This is a genomic window from Roseibacterium elongatum DSM 19469 (genome assembly GCF_000590925.1).
Lineage (GTDB): Bacteria > Pseudomonadota > Alphaproteobacteria > Rhodobacterales > Rhodobacteraceae > Roseibacterium > Roseibacterium elongatum.
Genome location: NZ_CP004372.1, coordinates 74,940 through 95,094, shown reverse-complemented (window position 1 = coordinate 95,094; position 20,155 = coordinate 74,940). Strand labels below are relative to the sequence as shown.

The window sequence follows — 20,155 nt, the reverse complement described above, 5'->3', positions numbered from 1 at the left end:
CTTTTCTGCTCTGGCCGCTAGTCCTTGGCCCGTGCTGCCTTTGCCTCGCGCAAGCGTGTCATCAGGCGTATGGCCAGCCCGGGCTTGTCGACCTGTTTCGCCCGCGCCAGGGCCATGGCCCCGTCGGGCACATCCCGCGTGATCACCGACCCCGAGGCCGTCATCGCCTTGTCCCCCACGCGCACCGGCGCCACCAGCATGGTGTCCGATCCGATGAACGTGTCCTTTCCGATGACAGTACGGTGCTTGAAGACACCGTCGTAATTGCAGGTGACCGTGCCGGCCCCGACATTCGTTCGGTCGCCGATCTCGGCATCGCCGATATAGGTGAGGTGATTGACCTTGGCACCTTCGCCGATCCGCGCGGCCTTCACCTCGACGAAATTTCCGATATGGGCGTCGTTTCCGATCTCTGCGCCGGGCCGTAGCCGGGCATAGGGGCCGACGATGGCGCCGGCGCTGACATGGGCCGCTTCGAGATGCGAAAACGCGCGGATCGTGGCTCCGGATTCCACCGTCACGCTAGGGCCGAAGACGACATAGGGCTCGACCGTGGCGTCGCGCCCCACCCATGTGTCGGCCGACAGGATGACCGTCTCGGGCGCGGTCATGGTGACGCCATTGTCCAGCAACTCGGCGCGTTTCAGGCGTTGAAACTGCGCTTCGGCGGCGGCCAGTTCCGCGCGCGAGTTGATGCCCAGCGTCTCGGCCTCGGAACACAGGATCGCCGTGGCCGACAGGCCCTGCGACGCGGCGATCTCGGCCAGATCGGTCAGGTAGTATTCGCCCGCCGCGTTATCGGTTTCGACCTGTGCCAGCAGGCTCATCAACTGGCCGGCATCCGCCGCCAGCAGCCCCGAGTTGCACAAGTCGATGCCAAGCTGTTCGGGCGTGGCGTCCTTGGCCTCGACGATGCGGACCAGGCGCTCGCCCTCCATCAGCAGGCGGCCGTAGCGGCCTGGATCAGCGGCGCGAAACCCAAGCACCACGATGTCATGGTCGGCGCGCGCAGCCTGCATGCTGCGCAAGGTGGCCGCGCTGACAAAGGGGGTGTCGGCATAGAGGACCACCGCGTCGCCCTCGAACCCCTCCAGCGCCGGGGCCGCCTGCAAGACGGCATGGCCCGTGCCCAGTTGCCGGTCCTGGCGGACGCAGACGACCTCGGGCGCGATCTCGTCCAGGGCGGTTTCCACGGCCTCGGCCCCGTGGCCTGTGACAACGACGATCCGCGCCGGCTCCAATGCACGCCCGGCCGCAAGCGCATGGGCGATCATCGGCGCCCCACCGATCGGGTGCAGCGGTTTCGGAAGGTCCGATTTCATGCGCGTCCCGGCACCGGCGGCCAGCACGATCAGGGCGATGGGTCGAGGAGAGTTCTGCGCCATTTATCCGGGTTTCCCTTTGCTTGGCCGCGTTCTATCCAAGCGGGGTCGGGGTGCCAAGCAAGTGCCCGGTCACTTTGCCCGTCAGCCTGTTTCAAGCATGGGCAATTATCTGCCGACGGTCGCAATGGGGGCCTTGATGACACGCACGGTGATTTTCGATCTCGACGGAACGCTGGCCGATACCAGCGGGGACCTGATCGCGGCCGCCAATGCTGCGCTGGTCGAAATGGGGCATGCGCCGCATCTGACACGGGGGGCCGATGATGCCACGGCCTTTCGGGGCGGTCGCGCGATGCTGCACCTGGCCTGCACACGGATGGGCCTTGAGGCGTCAGACGACGTGATCGAGCGGGGCTATCCCTTGTTGCTGGCCGCCTATGGTCGGGCGATCGACGAGCACACCACGCTCTATCCCGGGGCCGTCGCGGCCGTTGAACGTCTGCACGCCGCCGGTGTCGGCGTGGGCATCTGCACCAACAAGCCCGAGGCGCTGGCCGTGCAATTGCTCGAGCGGCTGGGCATCCTGGGGCTGTTCACCTCGCTTGTCGGGGCCGATACGCTGCCGGTGCGCAAGCCCGACCCCGCCCCCTATCGCGCCGCCGTCACCGGGGCGGGCGGGGATGTGGCGCGCTCGATCCTGATCGGCGATACCGTCACCGATCGCGCGACGGCGCGCGCCGCGGGCGTGCCCTGTGCCCTCGTCACCTTTGGCCCGACGGGGCGGGCCGTGGCCGACCTGTCACCCGAGGCGCTGCTCGATCATTTCGACGATCTCGATCGCGTCCTCGACACTCTTATCCCCTGACGGCGGCGTCGGATTGACGCCCGCCCCCGCGGCAGTGATGGTCTGAGCATGGAAAAACGCGTTTTCACAGGCAGTTTCACCCAGCAAGAGTCCTTGCCGGAGGCCGCGATCGAGGCCGCGATCGCCGTCATGCGTACCGGGCGGCTGCATCGCTACAATCTGGCCGAGGGCGAGGTCGGCGAGGTCGCGCATCTCGAAGAGGAATTCGCCGCCTTTACCGGCGCCAAATACGCGCTTGCCGTCGCCTCAGGCGGGTATGCCATGTCCTGCGCCCTGCGTGCGCTGGGGGTCGGGCCGGGCGACAAGGTGCTGTCGAACGGTTTCACGCTCGCTCCCGTGCCGGGGGCGATCGCCAGCGTCGGGGCCGAGCCGGTCTTTGTCGAGACGACCGAGGCGTTGACCATCGATCTCGACGACCTTTCCCGACGCGTGGTGGACAGTGGCGCAAAGGTCCTGCTGCTCAGCCACATGCGCGGACATATCTGCGACATGGATCGGCTGATGCGCATCTGCGACGCGGCCGGTGTCGCGGTGATCGAGGATTGCGCGCACACCATGGGCGCGGCGTGGAACGGTGTCCCGTCGGGGCGGCACGGGCTGATCGGCTGCTATTCGACACAGACCTACAAACACATCAATTCCGGCGAGGGCGGGCTGGTGATCTCGGACGATCCCGAGGTCATGGCGCGCGCTGTATTGTTATCGGGAAGCTATATGCTTTACCCCCGTCACACGGCCAGTCCGCCTGTGGAAACGTTCGAAAAGGTAAAGTGGGCGACCCCCAATGTGTCCGGCCGCATGGATCATCTGCGTGCGGCGATCCTGCGGGTTCAACTGGCCGACCTGCCACGTCAGGTGGCCCGGTGGAACGACCTTTACACGACGGTCGAAGACGGCCTGCGCAACACCCCCGGACTGGCCGTGATCAAGCGCGACGCGCGCGAGTCGATCGTCGGATCCTCCATCCAGTTTCGCCTGCCGGGTGCCGCGCCCACGACGATTGCAACGGTCCTGCGGGGCTGCGCCGCGCGGGGTGTCGAGTTGAAATGGTTCGGTGCTGAGGAGCCTGTGGCCTTCACATCCCGCTATGACAGCTGGCGTTATGCACCGCCGCAATCGCTGCCGCGCACCGATGCGATCCTTGCCGGCCTCATCGACATGCGCCTGCCGCTGACATTTTCCGTCGCCGACGCGGGCCTGATCGCCGAGATCATCCGCGACGAGGTGATGGCCGCCATGCCGCGCGTCGCCGAGTAAAGGCCCCGACATCCGGCTTGCCGGGCGCGAAAATCTCGAGATTTTCGTTTGGAAAACCCGTGGTTTTCCGTTCGGTTTTCTTGAGAAAACCGGCCCTGTCTCTCAGACGAGGCGGGAGTTTTCCTTGGCGGCGCGAATGAAATCCGCGAACAGCGGGTGTGGCGCAAAGGGTTTCGACTTCAGTTCGGGGTGAAACTGCACCCCGATGAACCACGGGTGATCGGCGACTTCGACAATCTCGGGCAGGCGGCCGTCCGGCGACATGCCGGAAAAGACAAGCCCTTTGTCCTCCAGCGCGTCGCGGTACTTGATATCGACCTCGTAGCGGTGGCGGTGGCGTTCCTCGATCTGTGTCGCGCCATAGACCTCGGCCACCCGCGACCCGTCCTTGAGCACCGCATCATAGGCGCCCAGCCGCATCGTGCCGCCCTTGTCGTCATCGGCCTTGCGCGTGACCTTGTAATTGCCCTGCACCCATTCCTTCAGGTGGTAGACCACCGGCGTGAAACGCTTTTTCCCGGCCTCGTGATCGAACTCCTCCGACCCCGCATCGCCCAGGTCGGCCAGGTTGCGGGCCGCTTCGATCACCGCCATCTGCATGCCCAGACAGATACCGAGATAGGGCACCTTGCGGGTGCGGGCGAACTCGGCCGCCTTGATCTTGCCTTCGGTGCCGCGCTCGCCAAAGCCGCCCGGCACCAGGATCGCGTCGAAGTCCTCGAGATAGGGTGTCGGGTCTTCGCGTTCGAAGATTTCCGCGTCGATCCAGTCGGCCGTTACCCGCACCCGGTTGGCCATGCCGCCATGCGTCAGGGCCTCGGCGATGGATTTGTAGGCATCTTCAAGCTGCGTGTATTTGCCCACGATGGCCACGCGCACCTCGCCCTCGGGGTTGTGGATGCGGTCGGCCACGTCCTCCCACCGGCTGAGATCGGGTTTCGGGGCCGGGCTGATCTGGAATGCATCCAGCACGGCCTGATCCAGGCCCTCGCGGTGATAGGCCAGAGGCGCTTCGTAGATCGACTTCAGATCCTGCGCGGCGATGACGGCGTCGGGGCGCACATTGCAGAACAGGGCCAGTTTCTCGCGCTCTTTCTGGGGAATCGGGCCTTCCGACCGGCACACGAGGATATCGGGCGCCAGCCCGATCGAGCGCAGTTCCTTGACCGAATGCTGCGTGGGCTTTGTCTTCAGCTCGCCCGAGGCCTTGATGTAGGGCAGCAGCGTGAGATGCATGAACAGGCACTGCCCGCGCGGCTTTTCCTGGCTGAACTGGCGGATTGCCTCGAAGAACGGCAGGCCCTCGATGTCGCCCACCGTGCCGCCGATCTCGCACAGCATGAAATCCACCTCGTCCTCGTCGATCGAGATGAAATCCTTGATTTCGTTCGTGACGTGCGGAATCACCTGGATCGTCTTGCCCAGGTAGTCACCACGGCGCTCTTTCTCGAGCACGTTGGAATAGATCCGCCCCGAGGATACGCTGTCGGTCTTGCGCGCGGCGACCCCGGTAAAGCGTTCGTAATGGCCAAGGTCCAGGTCCGTCTCGGCACCGTCATCGGTGACGAACACCTCGCCATGCTCGAAGGGCGACATCGTGCCGGGATCGACGTTCAGGTAGGGGTCCAGCTTGCGCAGCCGGACGGTGAAGCCACGCGCCTGCAACAAAGCCCCAAGCGCCGCCGATGCCAACCCCTTGCCAAGCGAGGACACCACACCGCCGGTGATGAAAATGAAGCGCGCCATGTTCGAAGTCTCTCCCGTGTCGGGGGCGTCGGAGGCAAACCGAATCCAAAGCCCCAATCCCTAGGCCACGGGATTTGAGCATAACAGGTTTTCGCTGCGCTCTTCAAGCGCTCCCGCTAGATCATGTGAGGGTTTGGGGTGTTGGCCCAAAATATGCGGCGGGCCAGCCCGCCGCGCTCAGGTCTCAGTCCGCGCGCGGCGGCAGGGCCGGGGCGTCGCCCGAGATGGGCGGCAACAGGTCATCCACCGGCGGCAGGACCACATCGTCATCCACATCGGCATCGGTGGGGGTGCTGACGCCGATCCGGTCGAGGACCGAGTCGCTGGCCGAGTTTTGCGCGGCGATGATCGTCAGCGTGATCGAGGTCGCCAAGAATGCGATGGCAAAGGCCCAGGTCAGCTTGCCGAGCGCGGTCGCCGCCTGACGGCCCGTCATGGCACCACCGCCCCCGCCGCCCATGCCCAGGCCGCCCCCTTCGGAACGCTGCAGCAACACGACGCCGATCAGGCAGATCGCGAGGATAAGGTGGACGACAAGAATGACGTTTTCCATTGGCGGGTCCTTGCGGCCGAGCTTGGATTTGCGCCTACTTATGAGATGCGACAGGCCGCCGCAAGACCTGCACGACACAACTTTAAGGCGATCTGGGCGCTGGTTGGCAAGGAAAATATCGGACGGCTGAAAAGATCGGGCCTTTTTCGTCGCAGGCCGACGCCCGGCGGGCCCGTCGACACCGCGTTTCGGTCCTGTCGCCCTGTCGCAAGACCGAGAAACCGGTTTTCCCCGCGCTCTGGCACGGCTATAGCTGCCGCGGTTTTCGCCCGGGCGGGCCAGCAAGGATAGAGGATCAGCGAAAATGGCGAACGTTGTCGTGGTCGGGGCCCAGTGGGGCGACGAGGGCAAGGGAAAGATCGTTGACTGGCTGAGCGAGCGCGCCGACGTGATCGCGCGCTTTCAGGGCGGGCACAACGCCGGTCACACGCTGGTCATCGACGGGGCGGTCTACAAGCTGCACGCACTACCGTCTGGTGTCGTACGCGGCGGCAAGTTGAGCGTGATCGGCAATGGCGTCGTGCTGGACCCGTGGCACCTGTTGACCGAGATCGAAACGATCCGCGCGCAGGGGGTCGAGATCACGCCCGAGACGCTGATGATCGCCGAGAACACGCCGCTGATCCTGCCGATTCATGGCGAACTGGACCGCGCCCGCGAAGAGGCCGCCAGCAAGGGTGCCAAGATCGGGACCACCGGGCGCGGCATCGGCCCGGCCTACGAGGACAAGGTCGGCCGCCGCTCGGTCCGGGTGGCGGATCTGGCCGACGATGCCACGCTGGAGGCGCGGGTGGACCGGGCGGCTGACCCATCACAATGCCCTGCGCACGGGGCTGGGGAGTCGACCCGGTCGACCGCAGCGCCCTCATCGCGCAACTCAAGGCAATCGCGCCGCAGATCCTGGCGTATGCCGGCCCAGTCTGGAAGGTGATGACCGAAAAGCGCAAGGCCGGCAAACGGATCCTCTTCGAAGGGGCGCAGGGCGCGCTTCTGGATATCGATTTCGGCACCTATCCTTTCGTGACCTCGTCCAACGTGATCGCGGGGCAGGCCGCCACGGGCGTGGGCATCGGGCCGGGGGCCATCGACTACGTGCTGGGTATCGTCAAGGCCTACACCACACGTGTCGGCGAAGGGCCGTTTCCGACCGAACTGGACGATGCCGACGGGCTGCGCCTTGGTGAACGCGGGCATGAATTCGGCACGACAACCGGGCGCAAGCGGCGCTGCGGCTGGTTTGACGCGGCCCTTGTCCGTCAGACCTGCGCGACCTCGGGTGTGTCGGGCATCTCTCTGACCAAGCTCGACGTGCTGGACGGGTTCGAAACCCTGAAAATCTGCGTCGCCTACGAGTTGGACGGTGAGCGGCTGGATTACCTGCCGACGGCGGCCGACCAGCAGGCGCGCTGCGTGCCGATCTACGAAGAGATGCCGGGCTGGTCCGAATCGACCGAAGGCGCGCGCAGCTGGGCCGACCTGCCGGGCGAGGCCGTGAAATACGTGCGCCGGATCGAAGAGTTGATCGAATGCCCGGTCGCCCTACTCTCCACCTCGCCGGAACGCGATGATACCATCCTCGTCACCGATCCGTTCGCCGATTGACAAGGGGCGCGGCCCTGTGGGCACGCGCCACAACCCGGAAAAGGGATACCCATGGCCCTCAGCTACAAGGCCAGAAAGCGCTGGTCGATCTTCATCCTGCTTTTCGGTCTGCCGGCCTATATCGCAGCGGCGTGGTTCATCATCAGCCTGTTCGAACGCCCCTCGATCTGGGTCGAGCTGGCGGTTTACGTGATCCTGGGGTTCGTATGGGCGATCCCGTTCAAGTCGGTTTTCCTGGGCGTGGGCCAAGCCGACCCGGACGCACCCCCCGACACCAATCGCGACACCGATCGCGACGGGGATCGCTAAGCCGGCCCGCCGGCACCGAAGATCGCAGCGTCAGCCTGGCCGCCGTGGCGTCAGGCCTGGCTGCGGGTGCCATCCTCGGGCGCAAGCGCAAGCTGGCCGGGTTGATCCTCGACAAGAACACCGCTGCGCCGCAGCTTCGCGATCGCTTCGACCGCCTCGTCGCGATGGATGCTGTCTTCGGTGGCGATCCGGACAAGGCGGATCAGTTGGCGGTAGCGGAATGTCGTCTCGCCCAGATCGTGGGTGATGTAGCGCGCGCCCATCTCGACAACCTCTTCGATCTCGGTCACGTCGCTGGCTTCGAGTTTCTGGATGAAGCGGACGACATGATCGGGCACATCGGCCTGCGGGGCCGGGGTTTCGGGCGGCGTGGCGACGGCCTCGGGCGCGGGTGAGCCGGGGGCGGGCTGCTCTGCGGGCGCGGGTGTCTGCGGGGCAGGCTGCATCACGGGTGCCGGGTTGGCCTCAGCGGCGGCGGGCTGCTCCGCGCGCGGCGCGATGCGGCGTGTCACGCCGCTCATCGCCAGTCCGGCCCGCTCGGCCAGAAAGGCCAGCGAGTTCGACATCTTGCGCGGCGGCGGCGGGGTGTCGTCCTGCGCCGGCGGCAGCGCTGTGGCGTCGGTGCCGGTCGCGGCCGCATCGAGGCTTTGCGCAACACTTTCGACCGGCGGCATGGTGTCGATCGCGCGGCTTGGCTGCGGCTCGGCCTCCGCGTGCTGCGGACCCGGTATGGGCGTGGCATCGACGGCCGAGGGGCGCGGCGCGCGGGCATCGGCGGCGCTGACGCGACGCGGGCGCACGGGGTGTGTCGGCGTCTCGGCAGGGTCGGCATCGACGCGCTGTTCCGAGACGAGGACCAGCGGCGCCGGGCGCGCGGCCTTGCGGCGTTTGACATTTACCCGGACGCGGCTGGGGCGCATCACCCGTGCCAGATCCTCGCGGTATTCGCTCGTCTGGTCCTCGGGTTCCGTCGCGGTGCCCTGCACCTGCGCCAGTTTGCGGTCGGCATCCTGAGCGGCCACGGCGGCCTTGAGATGCTGGATATTGGCGCGGCGCCGGCTGGTTTCGGCGTTGGACAGGCGGCTGTCGGTGGCATTGAACAGCCGATCCATGTCGGTGTCGCGGCCTTGCGGCAATTCCGCGGTCCCCGACTGGGCGGCTTTCTGCTCGGCCCGGGGGGATGCTTCATCCGCGTCCGCATCCGCATCCGCATCCGCGTCTTGCTCTTCATCCTCATCCTCTTCGCGGCCGGTCGTGCCGACCTCGTCCGGGCGGCTTGCCGCCGCGATCGCGGCCAGTTCGGCCTGAAGTGCGGCCTCAGCCTCGGGGTCGAGGCCTGCGTCCGTGCCGGATGGGTCCGCTTCTGCGGTCTCGGCGGTCTCCTCCGGCTCGGGCTGGGGGACCGGGCGGGTGTCGGTCGCCTCGTCGTCGGTGCCTTGCGTGACGGCTGGCAGCGCCTCGTCCTGCAACAGGGCCGAGACGGCGGCGATCGTGTCCTCGGCCTGGGCGCTGTCTGCGGCCTCGCCGCGCCAGTCCTCATCCGCTGCGGCAGCGGGGGTATCTATACCCTCGGCGGGGGTCACGGCATCGCGCTGCACCGGATCGGCGGCGCTGTCATCCTCTTCGGCGCTCTCGGCCATGGCGGCGGCGCGGATGCGCGCCAGCCGCGCCGCGACCGAGTCGCCCTCGACCGCGCGCGCCTCACCCAAAAGGGCCTCGGTGTCCTCGGCCGTCCATGCGGCAAGGGTGTCGGTCGCGTCGGCGAAGAAATCGTCGGCGCCGTCCTCCTCGTATGCGGTGTCAGCCAGGTCGGAACCGGCCACGGGCATGTCCATGTCATCCGCGGCGATGGGCGCATCTGCAATGTCATCCTCGGCGACGGGGTCGGCGTCGTCTGACGCGGCAAACTCGCTTGCGGCATTCGCAGCTGCCATGGCGGCGGCCATCGCGATCAGCGTGTCCGCGCCTTCGGGGATCGACGCATCCGATGGGTCCGAGGTATGCTCAGCGTCGCGGCCGGCCTGTCCGTCCGGGGTGTCGTCCTCTGCGACTGCCGCCTCGGCGCTGTCCTCGGGTTCCGCCTCGGCCTGATCGTGGTCGGGCGCTGACGCCTCGGTGGTGGCGTCGTCCAGCTCGGGCAGGTCTTCCAACTCGGGCAGGGATGCGACGATCCCTTCCTCGTCGGAACCGGGCTCGGCGACGGGGGCCGCGAGGACGGTCGGCGCGGGGGGCTCGGCCTCGGTCTGCTCGGGCGTGTCGCTAGGCTCGGGCGCGGCAGCGTCCTGCGGGTCCTCGGGCGGCAGATCTTCCGCGCCCTCCGTCGCGTCAACCTCGACCTCGGGCGCGGTATCTTCCGTGGCCACAGTCGGATCGACCTCGGGCGTATCCTCGGCGGTCGGTGCAAGCGTCTCGGAGCCGCGCAAACCCGTCTCGGGCATGTCGGTCACCGCGTCCGGCGCGACACTGTCGTCCGGGCGCATGATCAGGCTGTTCTCGGTGAACCGGGCTTCGATGCGGCGATGGATGGCCGCCTCGGTGATGCGATGCAGGGCCTCGGCGTCGGGGGTGGGGGGCTCGGCCCCGAAATAGCGGTCCTCCGCCGCGAGGTCGCGGAAGTATTCCGCGATCGCCTTCATTGCCGAGAAGGGTTCGTCGAATCCCTCCAACGTGCACGAGAACGTACCGTAGGAAACCGTCAGGATCTTGTTTGCATCACCCATTTCGACCATCACTCATTTCGCCCGGGGGCACCCGGAATTTACCATCTTGAATTGCCTTGACACAAATTGATTGCAAAACATCGTGCCCGGATTAGGGCAGTCCGATGGAGATTGCCGGCCCCGGAGGACAGATTTTGCCCGCAGAAGCGCCATTGTTGAACCTCGGCGAGGCGGTCACTCTTCTGGGGGGCGGCGTCGTGGCGCCGGGCGATCTGGACCTTGCCCTTGCGCGGGCGCCCGCGCTGGTGGCCGCCGATGGTGGGGCGGGGGCCGCCCTGGCCGCCGGCCACATGCCCGAGGCGGTGATCGGCGACATGGATTCACTGGACCCGCGCGATCGGGCCCGTCTGGAGGGGCGTCTCGTTCCCATAACCGAACAGGACAGCACCGATTTCGACAAGGCGCTGCGGTCGGTCACGGCGCGGCTGGTCATCGCCGTGGGCTTTGCCGGCGCGCGGATCGACCATGAACTTGCGGCCTATCACACGCTGGTCGCGCGGCCCGAACGGGCCTGCGTCATCCTGGGGGCCTGCGACATCGTTTTTCACGTGCAGGGCGAGGTTGCTCTGGACCTGCCTGTGGGCACACGCCTGTCACTGTTTCCGCTGGCCGGCGTGCGTGGACGGGCCACGGGGCTGCGGTGGCCGGTCGACGATCTTGCCTTTCATCCCGCGTCGCGGATCGGCACATCGAACGAAACCGTCGCCCCGCGTGTTCGGCTGCGATTCGACGCGGCGGGGATGCTGGCGATTTTGCCACGCACGCATCTCGACGCGGTCCTGTCGGCCCTGGCGGCGCGCGTTTAGCACTCGCACAGGGCGTCGGCTTTGGCTAAAGACGGGGAACCGAGCGCCCCCTTTTAGCAAACGGAGACCGCCCATGCCGGCCGAGCTGTCGCCCATCGACAAGGCAAAATACGTGTCCGCCCGCCGGGCGGTTGATTTCGTCGAGGACGGGATGCGCGTGGGCTTGGGCACCGGGTCGACCGCGGCCTGGATGGTACGCTGTCTGGGCGAGCTGGTGCGCGAGGACGGCATGATGATCACCGGCGTCGCCACCTCGACACGCACCGCCGATCTGGCGCGCGAGGTGGGCATCACCGTCAAGACGCTGGACGAGGTGCGCTGGCTGGACCTGACCATCGACGGCGCGGACGAGTTCGACCCCAACCTGAACCTGATCAAGGGCGGTGGCGGCGCGCTGCTGCACGAAAAGATCGTGGCCACCGCCAGCGATCAGATGATCGTGATCGCCGATCTGTCCAAAGAGGTGGACCGCCTGGGCACCTTTCCGCTGCCGGTCGAGGTCATTCCCTTTGGCTGGCAGACGACCAAGGCGTTGATCGAAGAGATGCTGTCGAATGTCGAGGTTCTGGGCCGCGCGGCAAGCCTGCGCCTGAACGGATCCGAGCCGTTCCGCACCGACGAGGGCAATTTCATTCTCGATCTGCACCTGCGCCGCATCTCGAACCCGGCGCAGCTCAGCCTGGTGCTCAACCAGATCCCCGGCGTGGTCGAGAATGGGTTGTTCCTCGATATCTGCGACATCCTCGTGATCGGAAATGCCGATGGCACCGTCGAGGTGCGCGACATCAACAACGGCACGGTCGAGCACGAGCGCGTCGATCTGGTGGGCGGCGAGAACCTGTTTGCCGATAACGGCGACTGAGCATCCGCGCCGCGCCACCGCACTGGCACGTCGCGCGCGACTGTGAGATACCGGCGCCGACCTGAAGCCAGGAACAAGGGGATCGGCAGCCATGGCGACTTTCGACTACGACCTATTCGTGATCGGCGGCGGCTCGGGCGGGGTGCGCGCGGCGCGTGTCGCGGCGGCCGAGGGGGCCCGCGTCGCCCTGGCCGAGGAAAGCCGCCTGGGCGGCACCTGCGTCATCCGCGGCTGCGTGCCCAAGAAGCTGATGGTCTTCGCCTCGAGCTACCGCGAAAGCTTTGCCGATGCGCGCGCCTATGGCTGGGATGTCGCGGATGGCGCGTTCCACTGGGATGCGTTCCAGCCCCATCTCCACAAGGAGTTGGAGCGTCTTGAAGGCGTCTATCGCAGCCTGTTGGACACTTCCGGCGTCGAGGTATTCGACAGCCGCGCGGTTCTGGACGATCCACACACGATCCGCTTTGCAAATGGCGTGACCAAGACCGCCAAGCATATCCTGATCGCCACGGGCGGTCGGCCCGTGCGGCCGGATTTTCCCTGCGCCGATCTGGGGATCGTGTCGGACGACATTTTCGACCTGCCCGAATTGCCCAAATCCATCCTGATCGTCGGCGGCGGCTACATCGCCTGCGAGTTTGCCTGCATCCTGTCGGGCATGGGCGTGCAGGTGACCCAGTTCTATCGTGGCGCGCAGATCCTGCGCGGATTTGACGAAGAGGCGCGTGGCCTGATCGCAGAGATGATGCGCGAACACGGCATCGACCTGCATGTCGGCACCAACATCGTGGACATGGCGCCGGCCTCCGAGCGTCCCGCCCCGGACGAGGAAAACCAGGCCGGCATGGGCGCCGATGTGCACCAGATGGCGGCCTTGCAGACCGACGCGCGCGGCGGCGACGCCGCGGCTCGGGGCGGCCCGATCTGGGTCAAGTCCACCAATGGACACGAAGGTGTGTTCGATCACGTCCTGTTCGCCACCGGCCGCCGCCCCAACACCGACAAGATGGGACTGGAAGAGGCGGGCGTGAAACTGGCGCGCGGCGGCGCGGTCGAGGTCGATGAATACTCTCAGACTTCCGTCCCGTCGATCTACGCGATCGGCGATGCGACCGACCGCGTGAACCTGACGCCGGTGGCCATCCGCGAGGGGATGGCCTTTGTCGAAACCGTGTTCAAGGGCAACCCGACCCCGGTCGATCACGACCTGATCCCCTCGGCCGTGTTCACCCAGCCCGAGTTCGGCACCGTCGGCTTGACCGAGGAACAGGCGCGCGAGGATCACGAGATCGAGGTCTACTGCACCTCGTTCCGCCCGATGCAGACGGCCTTTGCCGGCAAGCCGGGGCGGGTGCTGATGAAGCTGATCGTCGACCGCGACAGCCGCAAGGTTCTGGGCTGTCATATCGTCGCGCCGCAGGCGGGCGAGATGATCCAGCTGGCCGGGATCGCGGTCAAGATGGGCGCAACGAAAGAGGATTTCGACCGCACCGTGGCCGTGCATCCGACCATGGCTGAAGAGCTTGTGACGATGAAAACACCCGTCCGCACGGCCTGAGTGCGCTTGATTTCGAGGTGAAAACGCACAGGTTCCGATGCAATGACGGGCCGAGTGCCCATATTGGAATGAATTGAACTCTACATGTGTGAGGGAACGACGATCTATGGCTGGCAATAGTGGCGGCCCCTGGGGCGGCGGAGGCGGCTCTGGCGGGGGTAATCGCGGAAACAACAATGGGGGGCGCGACGACGGGCCCCGGCGCCCGGGCGGCGGCGGAGATCAGCAGATCCCCGAGATCGACGAAATCGTCCGCAAGGGCCAAGAACAGCTGCGCGTCCTGATGGGTGGACGCGGCGGCGGCGGTCGCGGCCCGATGGGCGGCGGCGGTGGGCCGTCGGCGCGCAGCATCTGGATTGTCGGCGTCATCGTCGCGCTGGGTGTCTGGGCGTTCAACTCGTTCTACACGGTCCGCCCCGAAGAGCAGTCGGTCGAGTTGTTCTCGGCGAGTTCAGCTCGGTCGGCGGCCCCGGCCTCAACTTCGCGCCCTGGCCGGTCGTCACCGCCGAAGTTCTGGCCGTGACGCGGGAAAACACCGTCACTATCGGGGCCAACCGCCCCGGCGCCTCGGATGACGGTCTGATGCTGACCACCGATGAAAACATCGTCGATATCGACTTCGAAGTGGTCTGGAACATCAACGATCCCGCGCTTTACCTCTTCAACCTGCGCGACCCCGAGGCAACGATCCGCGCCGTGTCCGAGGCCGCAATGCGCGAGGTCATCTCGCAATCGCAGCTCGCGCCGATCCTCAACCGAGATCGCGGCATCATCGCCGACCGGGTGCAGCAGTTGATCCAGCAGACACTGGACAGCTACGATTCGGGCGTGAACATCGTGCGGCTCAACCTCGACCGCGCCGACCCGCCCGCCGAGGTGATCGACGCCTTCCGCGAGGTGCAGGCCGCCGAACAGGAGCGCGACCGTCTGGAACGTCAGGCCGACGCCTACGCCAACCGCGTCCTCGCCGGTGCGCGCGGTGAAGCCGCGCAGCTTCTGGAAGAGGCCGAGGGCTACCGCGCCCAGGTCGTGAACGAGGCTCAGGGTGAGGCCAGCCGTTTCCTCGCCGTTTTGCAGGAATACAGCGACGCCCCCGACGTGACACGCCGCCGTCTCTATCTCGAGACGATGGAACGTGTGCTGGGCGACACCGATCTGGTCATTCTTGACGAGAACGGTGAGGGCGGCGGCTCTGGCGTTGTGCCCTACCTGCCGTTGAACGAACTGCGTCGCACGCCCGATGCGGCCACCACGACGGGGAGAACCAACTGATGAAACGCATTACCTATCTCGTACCCGTCCTGATCCTTGCGATCGCGCTGCTGCTCAGCTCGATCTTCGTGGTCGACGAACGCCAGCGCGCGCTGGTGCTGCAATTCGGTCAGATCCGTCAGGTGATCGAAGAACCGGGGCTGAACTTCAAGGTGCCGTTCATTCAGGACGTGGTCTATTACGACGACCGCATCCTGTCGCTCGACACCGCCGAGATCGAGGTGACGCCGTCAGATGACCGCCGCCTCGTGATTGACGCCTTCGCGCGCTACCGGATCAATGACGTCGTGCAATTCCGCCAGGCTGTCGGCGTCGGCGGCCTGCGGGCTGGCGAGGATCGCCTCGAAGGCATCATCAACCCGACCATCCGTGCCGTTCTGGGTTCGGACGGGGTGACCTCGAACACGATCCTGTCGACGGAACGCGCCACGCTGATGGACCAGATCACCGAGCAGGCCCGCGCACGGGCGGCGGTGCTGGGCCTGGAAGTGCTGGATGTGCGTCTGAAGCAGACCAACCTGCCGGCGCAGAACCTCGAGGCGACCTTTGCCCGGATGCGCGCCGAACGTGAGCGCGAGGCGACTGATGAAATCGCCCGCGGGAACGAGGCGGCGCAACGTGTCCGCGCCCAGGCCGACCGGACAGTGGTCGAGCTGACCTCCGAGGCGCAGCGCGATGCCGAGATCACCCGCGGTGAGGCCGATGCCGAACGCAACCGGATCTTTGCCGAAGCCTTTGGTCAGGATGCCGAGTTCTTCGAGTTCTACCGCTCGATGACCGCCTATGAGCGGGCCTTGCGCAACAATACGACCATGGTGCTTACGCCTGACAGCGAGTTTTTCGAGTATCTCGGAAACTCGGGCCTGGGCGCGACACCGGCACGTCAGTAATCGGTTCTTGAAACGGGCGGCCTTGGGTCGCCCGTTTCGGTTTTGACGGCGACCACGGACATGAGCATCGGGTATATCCTGCTTCTGGGGATCGGCACGGCCCTCGTGATCGAGGGGCTGCTCTTTGCGCTGGCGCCCTCGCGCCTTGACCAGATCTTGCGCATGATGGCCGAAATCCCGGTCGAGGCGCGGCGCCTGATCGGCTTTCTGGCGATCACGATGGGGGCGATCCTGATCTCTTGGGCGGTCGGTGTCGGCCTGTGACGGGCCGTCATGTTTCGCTCACGTCACGGCCATGTGACGGGTCGGGACGGGCGCGGGTGGCGCGAAAAGGTTGATCCGACCGGCCCGTGCGCAAATATTCTAACCAGACAAAGCGGCGGGATTGCGCCGCAACCCCGGCGTGACAGGAGGCAAGTCCGTGACGATCCAACAGGACCCGGCAGATTTTCGACCGACAGCTGAGCAAATCCGCACCCCTGCGGCCCGCCCCGCGCGCGTGGCGCTGATGCGTCTGGGCGTCCAAGGCGCGGCGGCCTATCGGGCGACGACGACGACCCTGATCGCAGGCTTGACGGTTCTGGCGCTGCTGATCGCCAGCAGCGACGCCCGCGCCCAATCGGCCCCGCCATCCTTTGCCGATCTTGTCGATCAGGTGGGCGATGCGGTGGTCAACATCACGACCTCGGCCATCGTGGCCGGTCGTCAGGGCCCCGGCCCGATGATGCCCGACGGCAGCCCGCTGGAAGATTTCTTCAACGACTTCCTCGATCGCCGGCAGAATCCCGAACAGCAGCGGCGGCGCAGCCAGGCGTTGGGGTCTGGGTTCGTGATCTCCGAAGACGGCTTCATCATCACCAACAATCACGTCATTGAAGGGGCCGACGAGATCCTGATCGAGTTCCGCTCGGGGCAGGAGTTGGAGGCCACCATCATCGGCACCGACCCCAACACCGATATCGCGCTGCTCAAGGTCGAGGCGGACGATCCGCTGCCTTTCGTCAGCCTTGGCGACAGCGAGTCGATGCGCGTCGGCGACTGGGTCATGGCCATGGGCAACCCGCTGGGGCAGGGCTTTTCGGTTTCGGTCGGCGTCGTGTCGGCCCGTGGGCGCGAATTGTCGGGCACCTATGACGATTACATTCAGACCGACGCGGCCATCAACCGCGGCAACTCGGGCGGGCCGCTGTTCAACATGGATGGCGACGTGATCGGCGTGAACACGGCCATCCTGTCGCCGACCGGTGGCTCGATCGGGATCGGCTTTGCCATGTCGTCCGAGGTCGTGTCGAATGTCGTGGCGCAATTGCGCGAATTCGGCGAGACGCGCCGCGGCTGGCTGGGCGTGCGCATTCAGGATGTGACGGGCGATATCGCCGATGGGCTGGGCCTCGACGAGGCGCGCGGCGCCTTGGTGACCGACGTGCCCGAGGGGCCCGCGCGCGACGGCGGCATCGAAGTGGGCGATGTCATTCTGTCCTTCGCCGGCGAAGAGGTCGACGATACCCGCGAACTGGTGCGGATCGTGGGCGACTCGGGGGTGAATGAAACGGTGCGCGTCGTGGTCTTCCGCGACGGGGCGACCCAGACCTTGCGGGTGACGCTTGGCCGGCGCGAAACCGCCGAAGGCCTGGCCTCGTCGACGGGTGAAGGGGGGGGCATGCTGCCCGAACCGTCCTCGGGCGAGGTGCTGGGCCTGACCGTCACGCCGCTGACCGATGCGTTGCGCGATCAGTTGGACGCGCAGGGCGTGTCGGGCGGGTTGGTCATCGAACAGGTCGATCCCGCCTCGGACGCCGCGGAAAAAGGGTTGCAGGTGGGCGATATCATCACCGAGGTCGCGCAGCAGCCCGTCCGCAGCCCCGAGGATTTCCGCGACCGGATCGAAACCGCGCAAGAGGCCGGGCAGAAATCCATCCTGCTTCTGATCCGCCGCGCCGGCAACCCGCGCTTCGTCGCGCTGAGCCTCGAGGATTGATCGCCGCAACATCGACCAAAGCGCCCCCCGACGCCTTCGGTGCCGGGGGGCTTTTTCTGCGCGGACGGTCAGCCGCCGTCGCCACCGCCGGCGGCCAGGGCCGGGTCCCAGATCGCAAGGCCCAATTGGCGCGCGGCCGCGAGGGACAGGATCGCACTGTCGAGGCCCTGCGGTGCCTGATAGGCGCGGATGGCCCGACGTGTGCGCGTGTCCATCACGCCGTTGATCGGGCCGCGATACTGGCCCCGCGCCGCCAGCGCGCGTTGCAGCGAGGCGATGAATTCGGGGTCGCTATCGGCCTGACAGGGGGTTTCGAACCACAATTCGCGGCGATCCTGAACGATGCGCTGCTGGGTTTCGGTCACGAAAACGCCCGGTTCGCGCACCGCGCCCATGGCGGAGATTTGTGGCGGCTGGATCATCACCTGTTCGGTCACGGTTTCGATCACCGCCGGCGTGATCTCGCGCCCGTAGCAGGCATCGGGGTCGGCGTCGGGCGGCCCCATGCCGCGGGTGACCTCGACCTCGGTCTCGACGGGCGAGATCACGGCGCTGAAGGCCGCATCGGTGGTGGGCGTGCAGGCCGACAGCCCGCCCCAAAGGACGGCAAGAAGGATCGGGTATCGCATGGGCCTGCTCTGACCTGCCTGTTTGTCGTTAACCTACCATAGCGCGTTTCGCCCCTTGACGAAAGAAGGTCGCGGCATCACGGCTGATCGGCGGCGCGGGCCCCGTCGTGCAGATGAACCAGATCGTCCAGCATGTCCGAGATGTCGTCGACATGATCGGCCACCACATGTGACACGCCAGACTGGCGCTGGACCCGCCCGGTCACCCGCAACAGCCGCCCCGCGATCACGGCCCGGCGAAAGCGCTGATAGATCTTTTGCCAGACGATCACGTTGGCGACCCCGAACTCGTCCTCCAGCGTGAGAAAGATCACCCCCTTGGCCGTGCCGGGACGCTGCCGCACCAGAACCAGCCCCGCCACCGCGACGCGCGCGCCCTCGGGGGGCAGGTGCAGCAGGTGATGCGGCAGGCAATCGGGCGGGCGTGGCCAATCGGGGGGGTGCGTATCGGGCTCCATGAGAACGAAAATAGAACATGTGCCGACGCAGGCAAAGCCGCGTTTTGGTCTGGAAAGCACGTGGCGGGCATACTACCTACGCTGCAAGATGCAGCACCGAGCAAAAGGGCAAGGCGGGACATGGCCAAGATCACCTATATCGAACACAATGGCACCGAACATGTGGTGGACGTGCCCAACGGCCTGACCGTGATGGAAGGCGCGCGCGACAACGGCATTCCCGGGATCGAGGCCGATTGCGGCGGGGCCTGCGCCTGTTCGACCTGCCATGTCTATGTCCACCCCGACTGGGTCTCGAAGCTGCCGGCGGTCGACCCGATGGAAGAGGACATGCTGGAGTTCGCCTTCCAGCCAGATACCGAACGCTCGCGCCTGACCTGCCAGCTGAAAGTGACCGACGCGCTGGACGGTCTGGTCGTGCAGATGCCCGAAAAGCAGATCTGAGGGTGCCCTTGGTGGCGCCGCGCCCGCCGCTGCGCATGTGGCCGCGGTTCGCCCGCGGCGCCGGTCTGGCCGTGAGCCTTTGGCTGGCGGCCTCGGGGGGCGTTCTGGCCTGCGACCGCGCGCCCTGGGTCGACCGGGCGATGGCCGGGTCGCTGACGCGGGTCACCGCCCCCCAGGGCGAGGTGGCGGCCTGGTTCGAGGCGCCGACCACGCGCTATGCCCATGCTGTCCTGGGCGATGCCATCGAGGCGGGCACGCTGGCCCTGCATCGGCACGGCCTGCCAGACTGTGGGGTCTTGCGGATCGTCTTGCCCGACGTCGAAGTGTTCGAGGATCTCGCACCCCGCCTTGCCGAACTGACCGGCGACGGATGGCCCGAGGCGATCACCGTCCAGAGCCATGCCCGCCAAGGGGCGCGCCTGGTCGTTTACGGGCTGTCCGAGGACCGAACGCGGCTGGTGCCTTATGCCGCGACGCCCAATATCGGCCGCGCGAACCGCTGGCTGGCCCCCGTGGGCGTGGCCGATTTCGATGGCGACGGCACACAGGATATCGCCTATGTCGATCGCCCCCACCTGGCCCGTACGATGCGCATCTGGCGCTTCGCGCCTGACGGTCCCACCGGCGGCACCCTGTCCGAGATCGCCAGCCTGCCCGGCCTGTCGAACCACCGCATCGGCGAGGCATTCATCACCGGGGGGATCCGCGATTGCGGCGATGGCCCCGAGATCATCACCGCCGATGCCGCCTGGTCGCGGGTGATGGCCACCCGTCTCGAGACTGGCGCCCTTGTCGCGCAGGCGCTTGCGCCGTTTCATCCGGACGCGATCACGCGCGCCCTTTCCTGCACGCTCTGACACCTTGGCGGGGTTGACTTCGCC

At 66.6% G+C, this 20,155-nt stretch carries 17 protein-coding genes and 2 pseudogenes; 13 read left to right on the top strand and 6 right to left on the bottom strand.

From position 1 onward, the window contains the following. Positions 1 to 17: 17 nt before the first annotated feature. Positions 18 to 1,385 (bottom strand): bifunctional UDP-N-acetylglucosamine diphosphorylase/glucosamine-1-phosphate N-acetyltransferase GlmU, encoded by a 1,368-nt coding sequence (gene glmU, locus ROSELON_RS00455; protein WP_038650002.1) that lies wholly within the window; start codon positions 1,383 to 1,385, stop codon positions 18 to 20. 97 nt (positions 1,386 to 1,482) lie between these two features. Here glmU and ROSELON_RS00450 point away from each other — a divergent pair, with 97 nt between their 5' ends. Both ROSELON_RS00450 and ROSELON_RS00445 read left to right on the top strand, forming a co-directional pair. Next, positions 1,483 to 2,190, top strand: a complete 708-nt coding sequence (locus tag ROSELON_RS00450) for an HAD-IA family hydrolase (RefSeq protein WP_245605385.1) — start codon at positions 1,483 to 1,485, stop codon at positions 2,188 to 2,190. Between the two features lie 48 nt (positions 2,191 to 2,238). After that, positions 2,239 to 3,447 (top strand): DegT/DnrJ/EryC1/StrS family aminotransferase, encoded by a 1,209-nt coding sequence (locus tag ROSELON_RS00445; protein WP_025310501.1) that lies wholly within the window; start codon positions 2,239 to 2,241, stop codon positions 3,445 to 3,447. Between the two features lie 102 nt (positions 3,448 to 3,549). Here the strand turns inward: ROSELON_RS00445 and ROSELON_RS00440 are convergent, their stop codons facing one another. Next, positions 3,550 to 5,193: a CTP synthase gene (locus ROSELON_RS00440; RefSeq protein WP_025310500.1), complete on the bottom strand. Its 1,644-nt coding sequence runs from the start codon at positions 5,191 to 5,193 to the stop codon at positions 3,550 to 3,552. 184 nt (positions 5,194 to 5,377) lie between these two features. Then, positions 5,378 to 5,746 carry a preprotein translocase subunit SecG gene (gene secG, locus ROSELON_RS00435; RefSeq protein ID WP_025310499.1) on the bottom strand — a complete coding sequence of 123 codons (369 nt, stop codon included), beginning with the start codon at positions 5,744 to 5,746 and terminating at the stop codon, positions 5,378 to 5,380. Positions 5,747 to 6,050: 304 nt separating this feature from the next. Here secG and ROSELON_RS00430 point away from each other — a divergent pair. After that, positions 6,051 to 7,348: pseudogene (locus ROSELON_RS00430) on the top strand (adenylosuccinate synthase). Between the two features lie 51 nt (positions 7,349 to 7,399). Continuing rightward, positions 7,400 to 7,657, top strand: coding sequence for a DUF2842 domain-containing protein (locus tag ROSELON_RS00425; protein ID WP_025310498.1), 258 nt, complete (start codon positions 7,400 to 7,402; stop codon positions 7,655 to 7,657). Positions 7,658 to 7,707: 50 nt separating this feature from the next. Here the strand turns inward: ROSELON_RS00425 and ROSELON_RS00420 are convergent, their stop codons facing one another. Beyond that, a complete protein-coding gene (locus ROSELON_RS00420) occupies positions 7,708 to 10,377 on the bottom strand; it encodes a hypothetical protein (RefSeq protein ID WP_156945642.1) in 2,670 nt (889 codons plus the stop codon). Positions 10,378 to 10,481: 104 nt separating this feature from the next. On the opposite strand from ROSELON_RS00420, the gene ROSELON_RS00415 reads away from it, so the two are divergent. The 7 genes and pseudogenes from ROSELON_RS00415 to ROSELON_RS00385 all read left to right on the top strand — a co-directional run bounded on the left by ROSELON_RS00415 (position 10,482) and on the right by ROSELON_RS00385 (position 17,743). Further along, positions 10,482 to 11,183 (top strand): thiamine diphosphokinase, encoded by a 702-nt coding sequence (locus ROSELON_RS00415; RefSeq protein ID WP_025310496.1) that lies wholly within the window; start codon positions 10,482 to 10,484, stop codon positions 11,181 to 11,183. 73 nt (positions 11,184 to 11,256) lie between these two features. Continuing rightward, on the top strand, positions 11,257 to 12,045 hold the full coding sequence (rpiA, locus tag ROSELON_RS00410) for a ribose-5-phosphate isomerase RpiA (protein WP_025310495.1): 789 nt from the start codon (positions 11,257 to 11,259) through the stop codon (positions 12,043 to 12,045). A 91-nt stretch (positions 12,046 to 12,136) separates the two neighbouring features. Continuing rightward, the gene (locus tag ROSELON_RS00405) at positions 12,137 to 13,603 is read left to right on the top strand and encodes an FAD-dependent oxidoreductase (protein WP_025310494.1); all 1,467 of its coding nucleotides are present in this window, start codon (positions 12,137 to 12,139) and stop codon (positions 13,601 to 13,603) included. Positions 13,604 to 13,709: 106 nt separating this feature from the next. Next, positions 13,710 to 14,875 (top strand): annotated as a pseudogene (hflK, locus tag ROSELON_RS00400) (FtsH protease activity modulator HflK). After that, positions 14,875 to 15,765 carry a protease modulator HflC gene (gene hflC / locus ROSELON_RS00395; protein WP_025310493.1) on the top strand — a complete coding sequence of 297 codons (891 nt, stop codon included), beginning with the start codon at positions 14,875 to 14,877 and terminating at the stop codon, positions 15,763 to 15,765. Before hflK ends, hflC begins: the two are co-directional and overlap by 1 nt. A 60-nt stretch (positions 15,766 to 15,825) precedes the next feature. Then, positions 15,826 to 16,029 (top strand): DUF2065 domain-containing protein, encoded by a 204-nt coding sequence (locus tag ROSELON_RS00390; protein ID WP_038649998.1) that lies wholly within the window; start codon positions 15,826 to 15,828, stop codon positions 16,027 to 16,029. A 244-nt stretch (positions 16,030 to 16,273) separates the two neighbouring features. Then, the gene (locus tag ROSELON_RS00385) at positions 16,274 to 17,743 is read left to right on the top strand and encodes a Do family serine endopeptidase (protein ID WP_051508440.1); all 1,470 of its coding nucleotides are present in this window, start codon (positions 16,274 to 16,276) and stop codon (positions 17,741 to 17,743) included. Positions 17,744 to 17,811: 68 nt separating this feature from the next. Here the strand turns inward: ROSELON_RS00385 and ROSELON_RS00380 are convergent, their stop codons facing one another. Beyond that, complete coding sequence (locus tag ROSELON_RS00380; protein ID WP_025310490.1) at positions 17,812 to 18,372, bottom strand: peptidoglycan-binding domain-containing protein; 561 nt, start codon at positions 18,370 to 18,372, stop codon at positions 17,812 to 17,814. A 77-nt stretch (positions 18,373 to 18,449) separates the two neighbouring features. Beyond that, positions 18,450 to 18,830 (bottom strand): OB-fold nucleic acid binding domain-containing protein, encoded by a 381-nt coding sequence (locus ROSELON_RS00375; protein ID WP_051508326.1) that lies wholly within the window; start codon positions 18,828 to 18,830, stop codon positions 18,450 to 18,452. A 120-nt stretch (positions 18,831 to 18,950) separates the two neighbouring features. Between ROSELON_RS00375 and ROSELON_RS00370 the strand changes: the two genes are divergently transcribed. Both ROSELON_RS00370 and ROSELON_RS00365 read left to right on the top strand, forming a co-directional pair. Further along, complete coding sequence (locus tag ROSELON_RS00370) at positions 18,951 to 19,274, top strand: 2Fe-2S iron-sulfur cluster-binding protein (protein WP_025310488.1); 324 nt, start codon at positions 18,951 to 18,953, stop codon at positions 19,272 to 19,274. A 71-nt stretch (positions 19,275 to 19,345) separates the two neighbouring features. Next, entirely contained in the window at positions 19,346 to 20,131 is a 786-nt protein-coding gene (locus ROSELON_RS00365; protein WP_245605384.1) for a VCBS repeat-containing protein, read from the top strand. The last annotated feature ends 24 nt before the right edge of the window (positions 20,132 to 20,155 follow it).

Excerpts from the sequence above, each read along its gene's own strand:
- ROSELON_RS00375 (WP_051508326.1), bottom strand. The coding sequence starts at position 18,830 with ATGGAGCCCGATACGCACCCCCCCGATTGGCCACGCCCGCCCGATTGC.
- ROSELON_RS00445 (WP_025310501.1), top strand. The coding sequence starts at position 2,239 with ATGGAAAAACGCGTTTTCACAGGCAGTTTCACCCAGCAAGAGTCCTTG.
- glmU (WP_038650002.1), bottom strand. The coding sequence starts at position 1,385 with ATGGCGCAGAACTCTCCTCGACCCATCGCCCTGATCGTGCTGGCCGCC.
- secG (WP_025310499.1), bottom strand. The coding sequence starts at position 5,746 with ATGGAAAACGTCATTCTTGTCGTCCACCTTATCCTCGCGATCTGCCTG.
- ROSELON_RS00370 (WP_025310488.1), top strand. The coding sequence starts at position 18,951 with ATGGCCAAGATCACCTATATCGAACACAATGGCACCGAACATGTGGTG.
- rpiA (WP_025310495.1), top strand. The coding sequence starts at position 11,257 with ATGCCGGCCGAGCTGTCGCCCATCGACAAGGCAAAATACGTGTCCGCC.
- ROSELON_RS00405 (WP_025310494.1), top strand. The coding sequence starts at position 12,137 with ATGGCGACTTTCGACTACGACCTATTCGTGATCGGCGGCGGCTCGGGC.
- ROSELON_RS00380 (WP_025310490.1), bottom strand. The coding sequence starts at position 18,372 with ATGCGATACCCGATCCTTCTTGCCGTCCTTTGGGGCGGGCTGTCGGCC.
- ROSELON_RS00450 (WP_245605385.1), top strand. The coding sequence starts at position 1,483 with ATGGGCAATTATCTGCCGACGGTCGCAATGGGGGCCTTGATGACACGC.
- ROSELON_RS00415 (WP_025310496.1), top strand. The coding sequence starts at position 10,482 with ATGGAGATTGCCGGCCCCGGAGGACAGATTTTGCCCGCAGAAGCGCCA.
- ROSELON_RS00385 (WP_051508440.1), top strand. The coding sequence starts at position 16,274 with ATGCGTCTGGGCGTCCAAGGCGCGGCGGCCTATCGGGCGACGACGACG.
- ROSELON_RS00440 (WP_025310500.1), bottom strand. The coding sequence starts at position 5,193 with ATGGCGCGCTTCATTTTCATCACCGGCGGTGTGGTGTCCTCGCTTGGC.
- hflC (WP_025310493.1), top strand. The coding sequence starts at position 14,875 with ATGAAACGCATTACCTATCTCGTACCCGTCCTGATCCTTGCGATCGCG.
- ROSELON_RS00420 (WP_156945642.1), bottom strand. The coding sequence starts at position 10,377 with ATGGGTGATGCAAACAAGATCCTGACGGTTTCCTACGGTACGTTCTCG.
- ROSELON_RS00425 (WP_025310498.1), top strand. The coding sequence starts at position 7,400 with ATGGCCCTCAGCTACAAGGCCAGAAAGCGCTGGTCGATCTTCATCCTG.
- ROSELON_RS00390 (WP_038649998.1), top strand. The coding sequence starts at position 15,826 with ATGAGCATCGGGTATATCCTGCTTCTGGGGATCGGCACGGCCCTCGTG.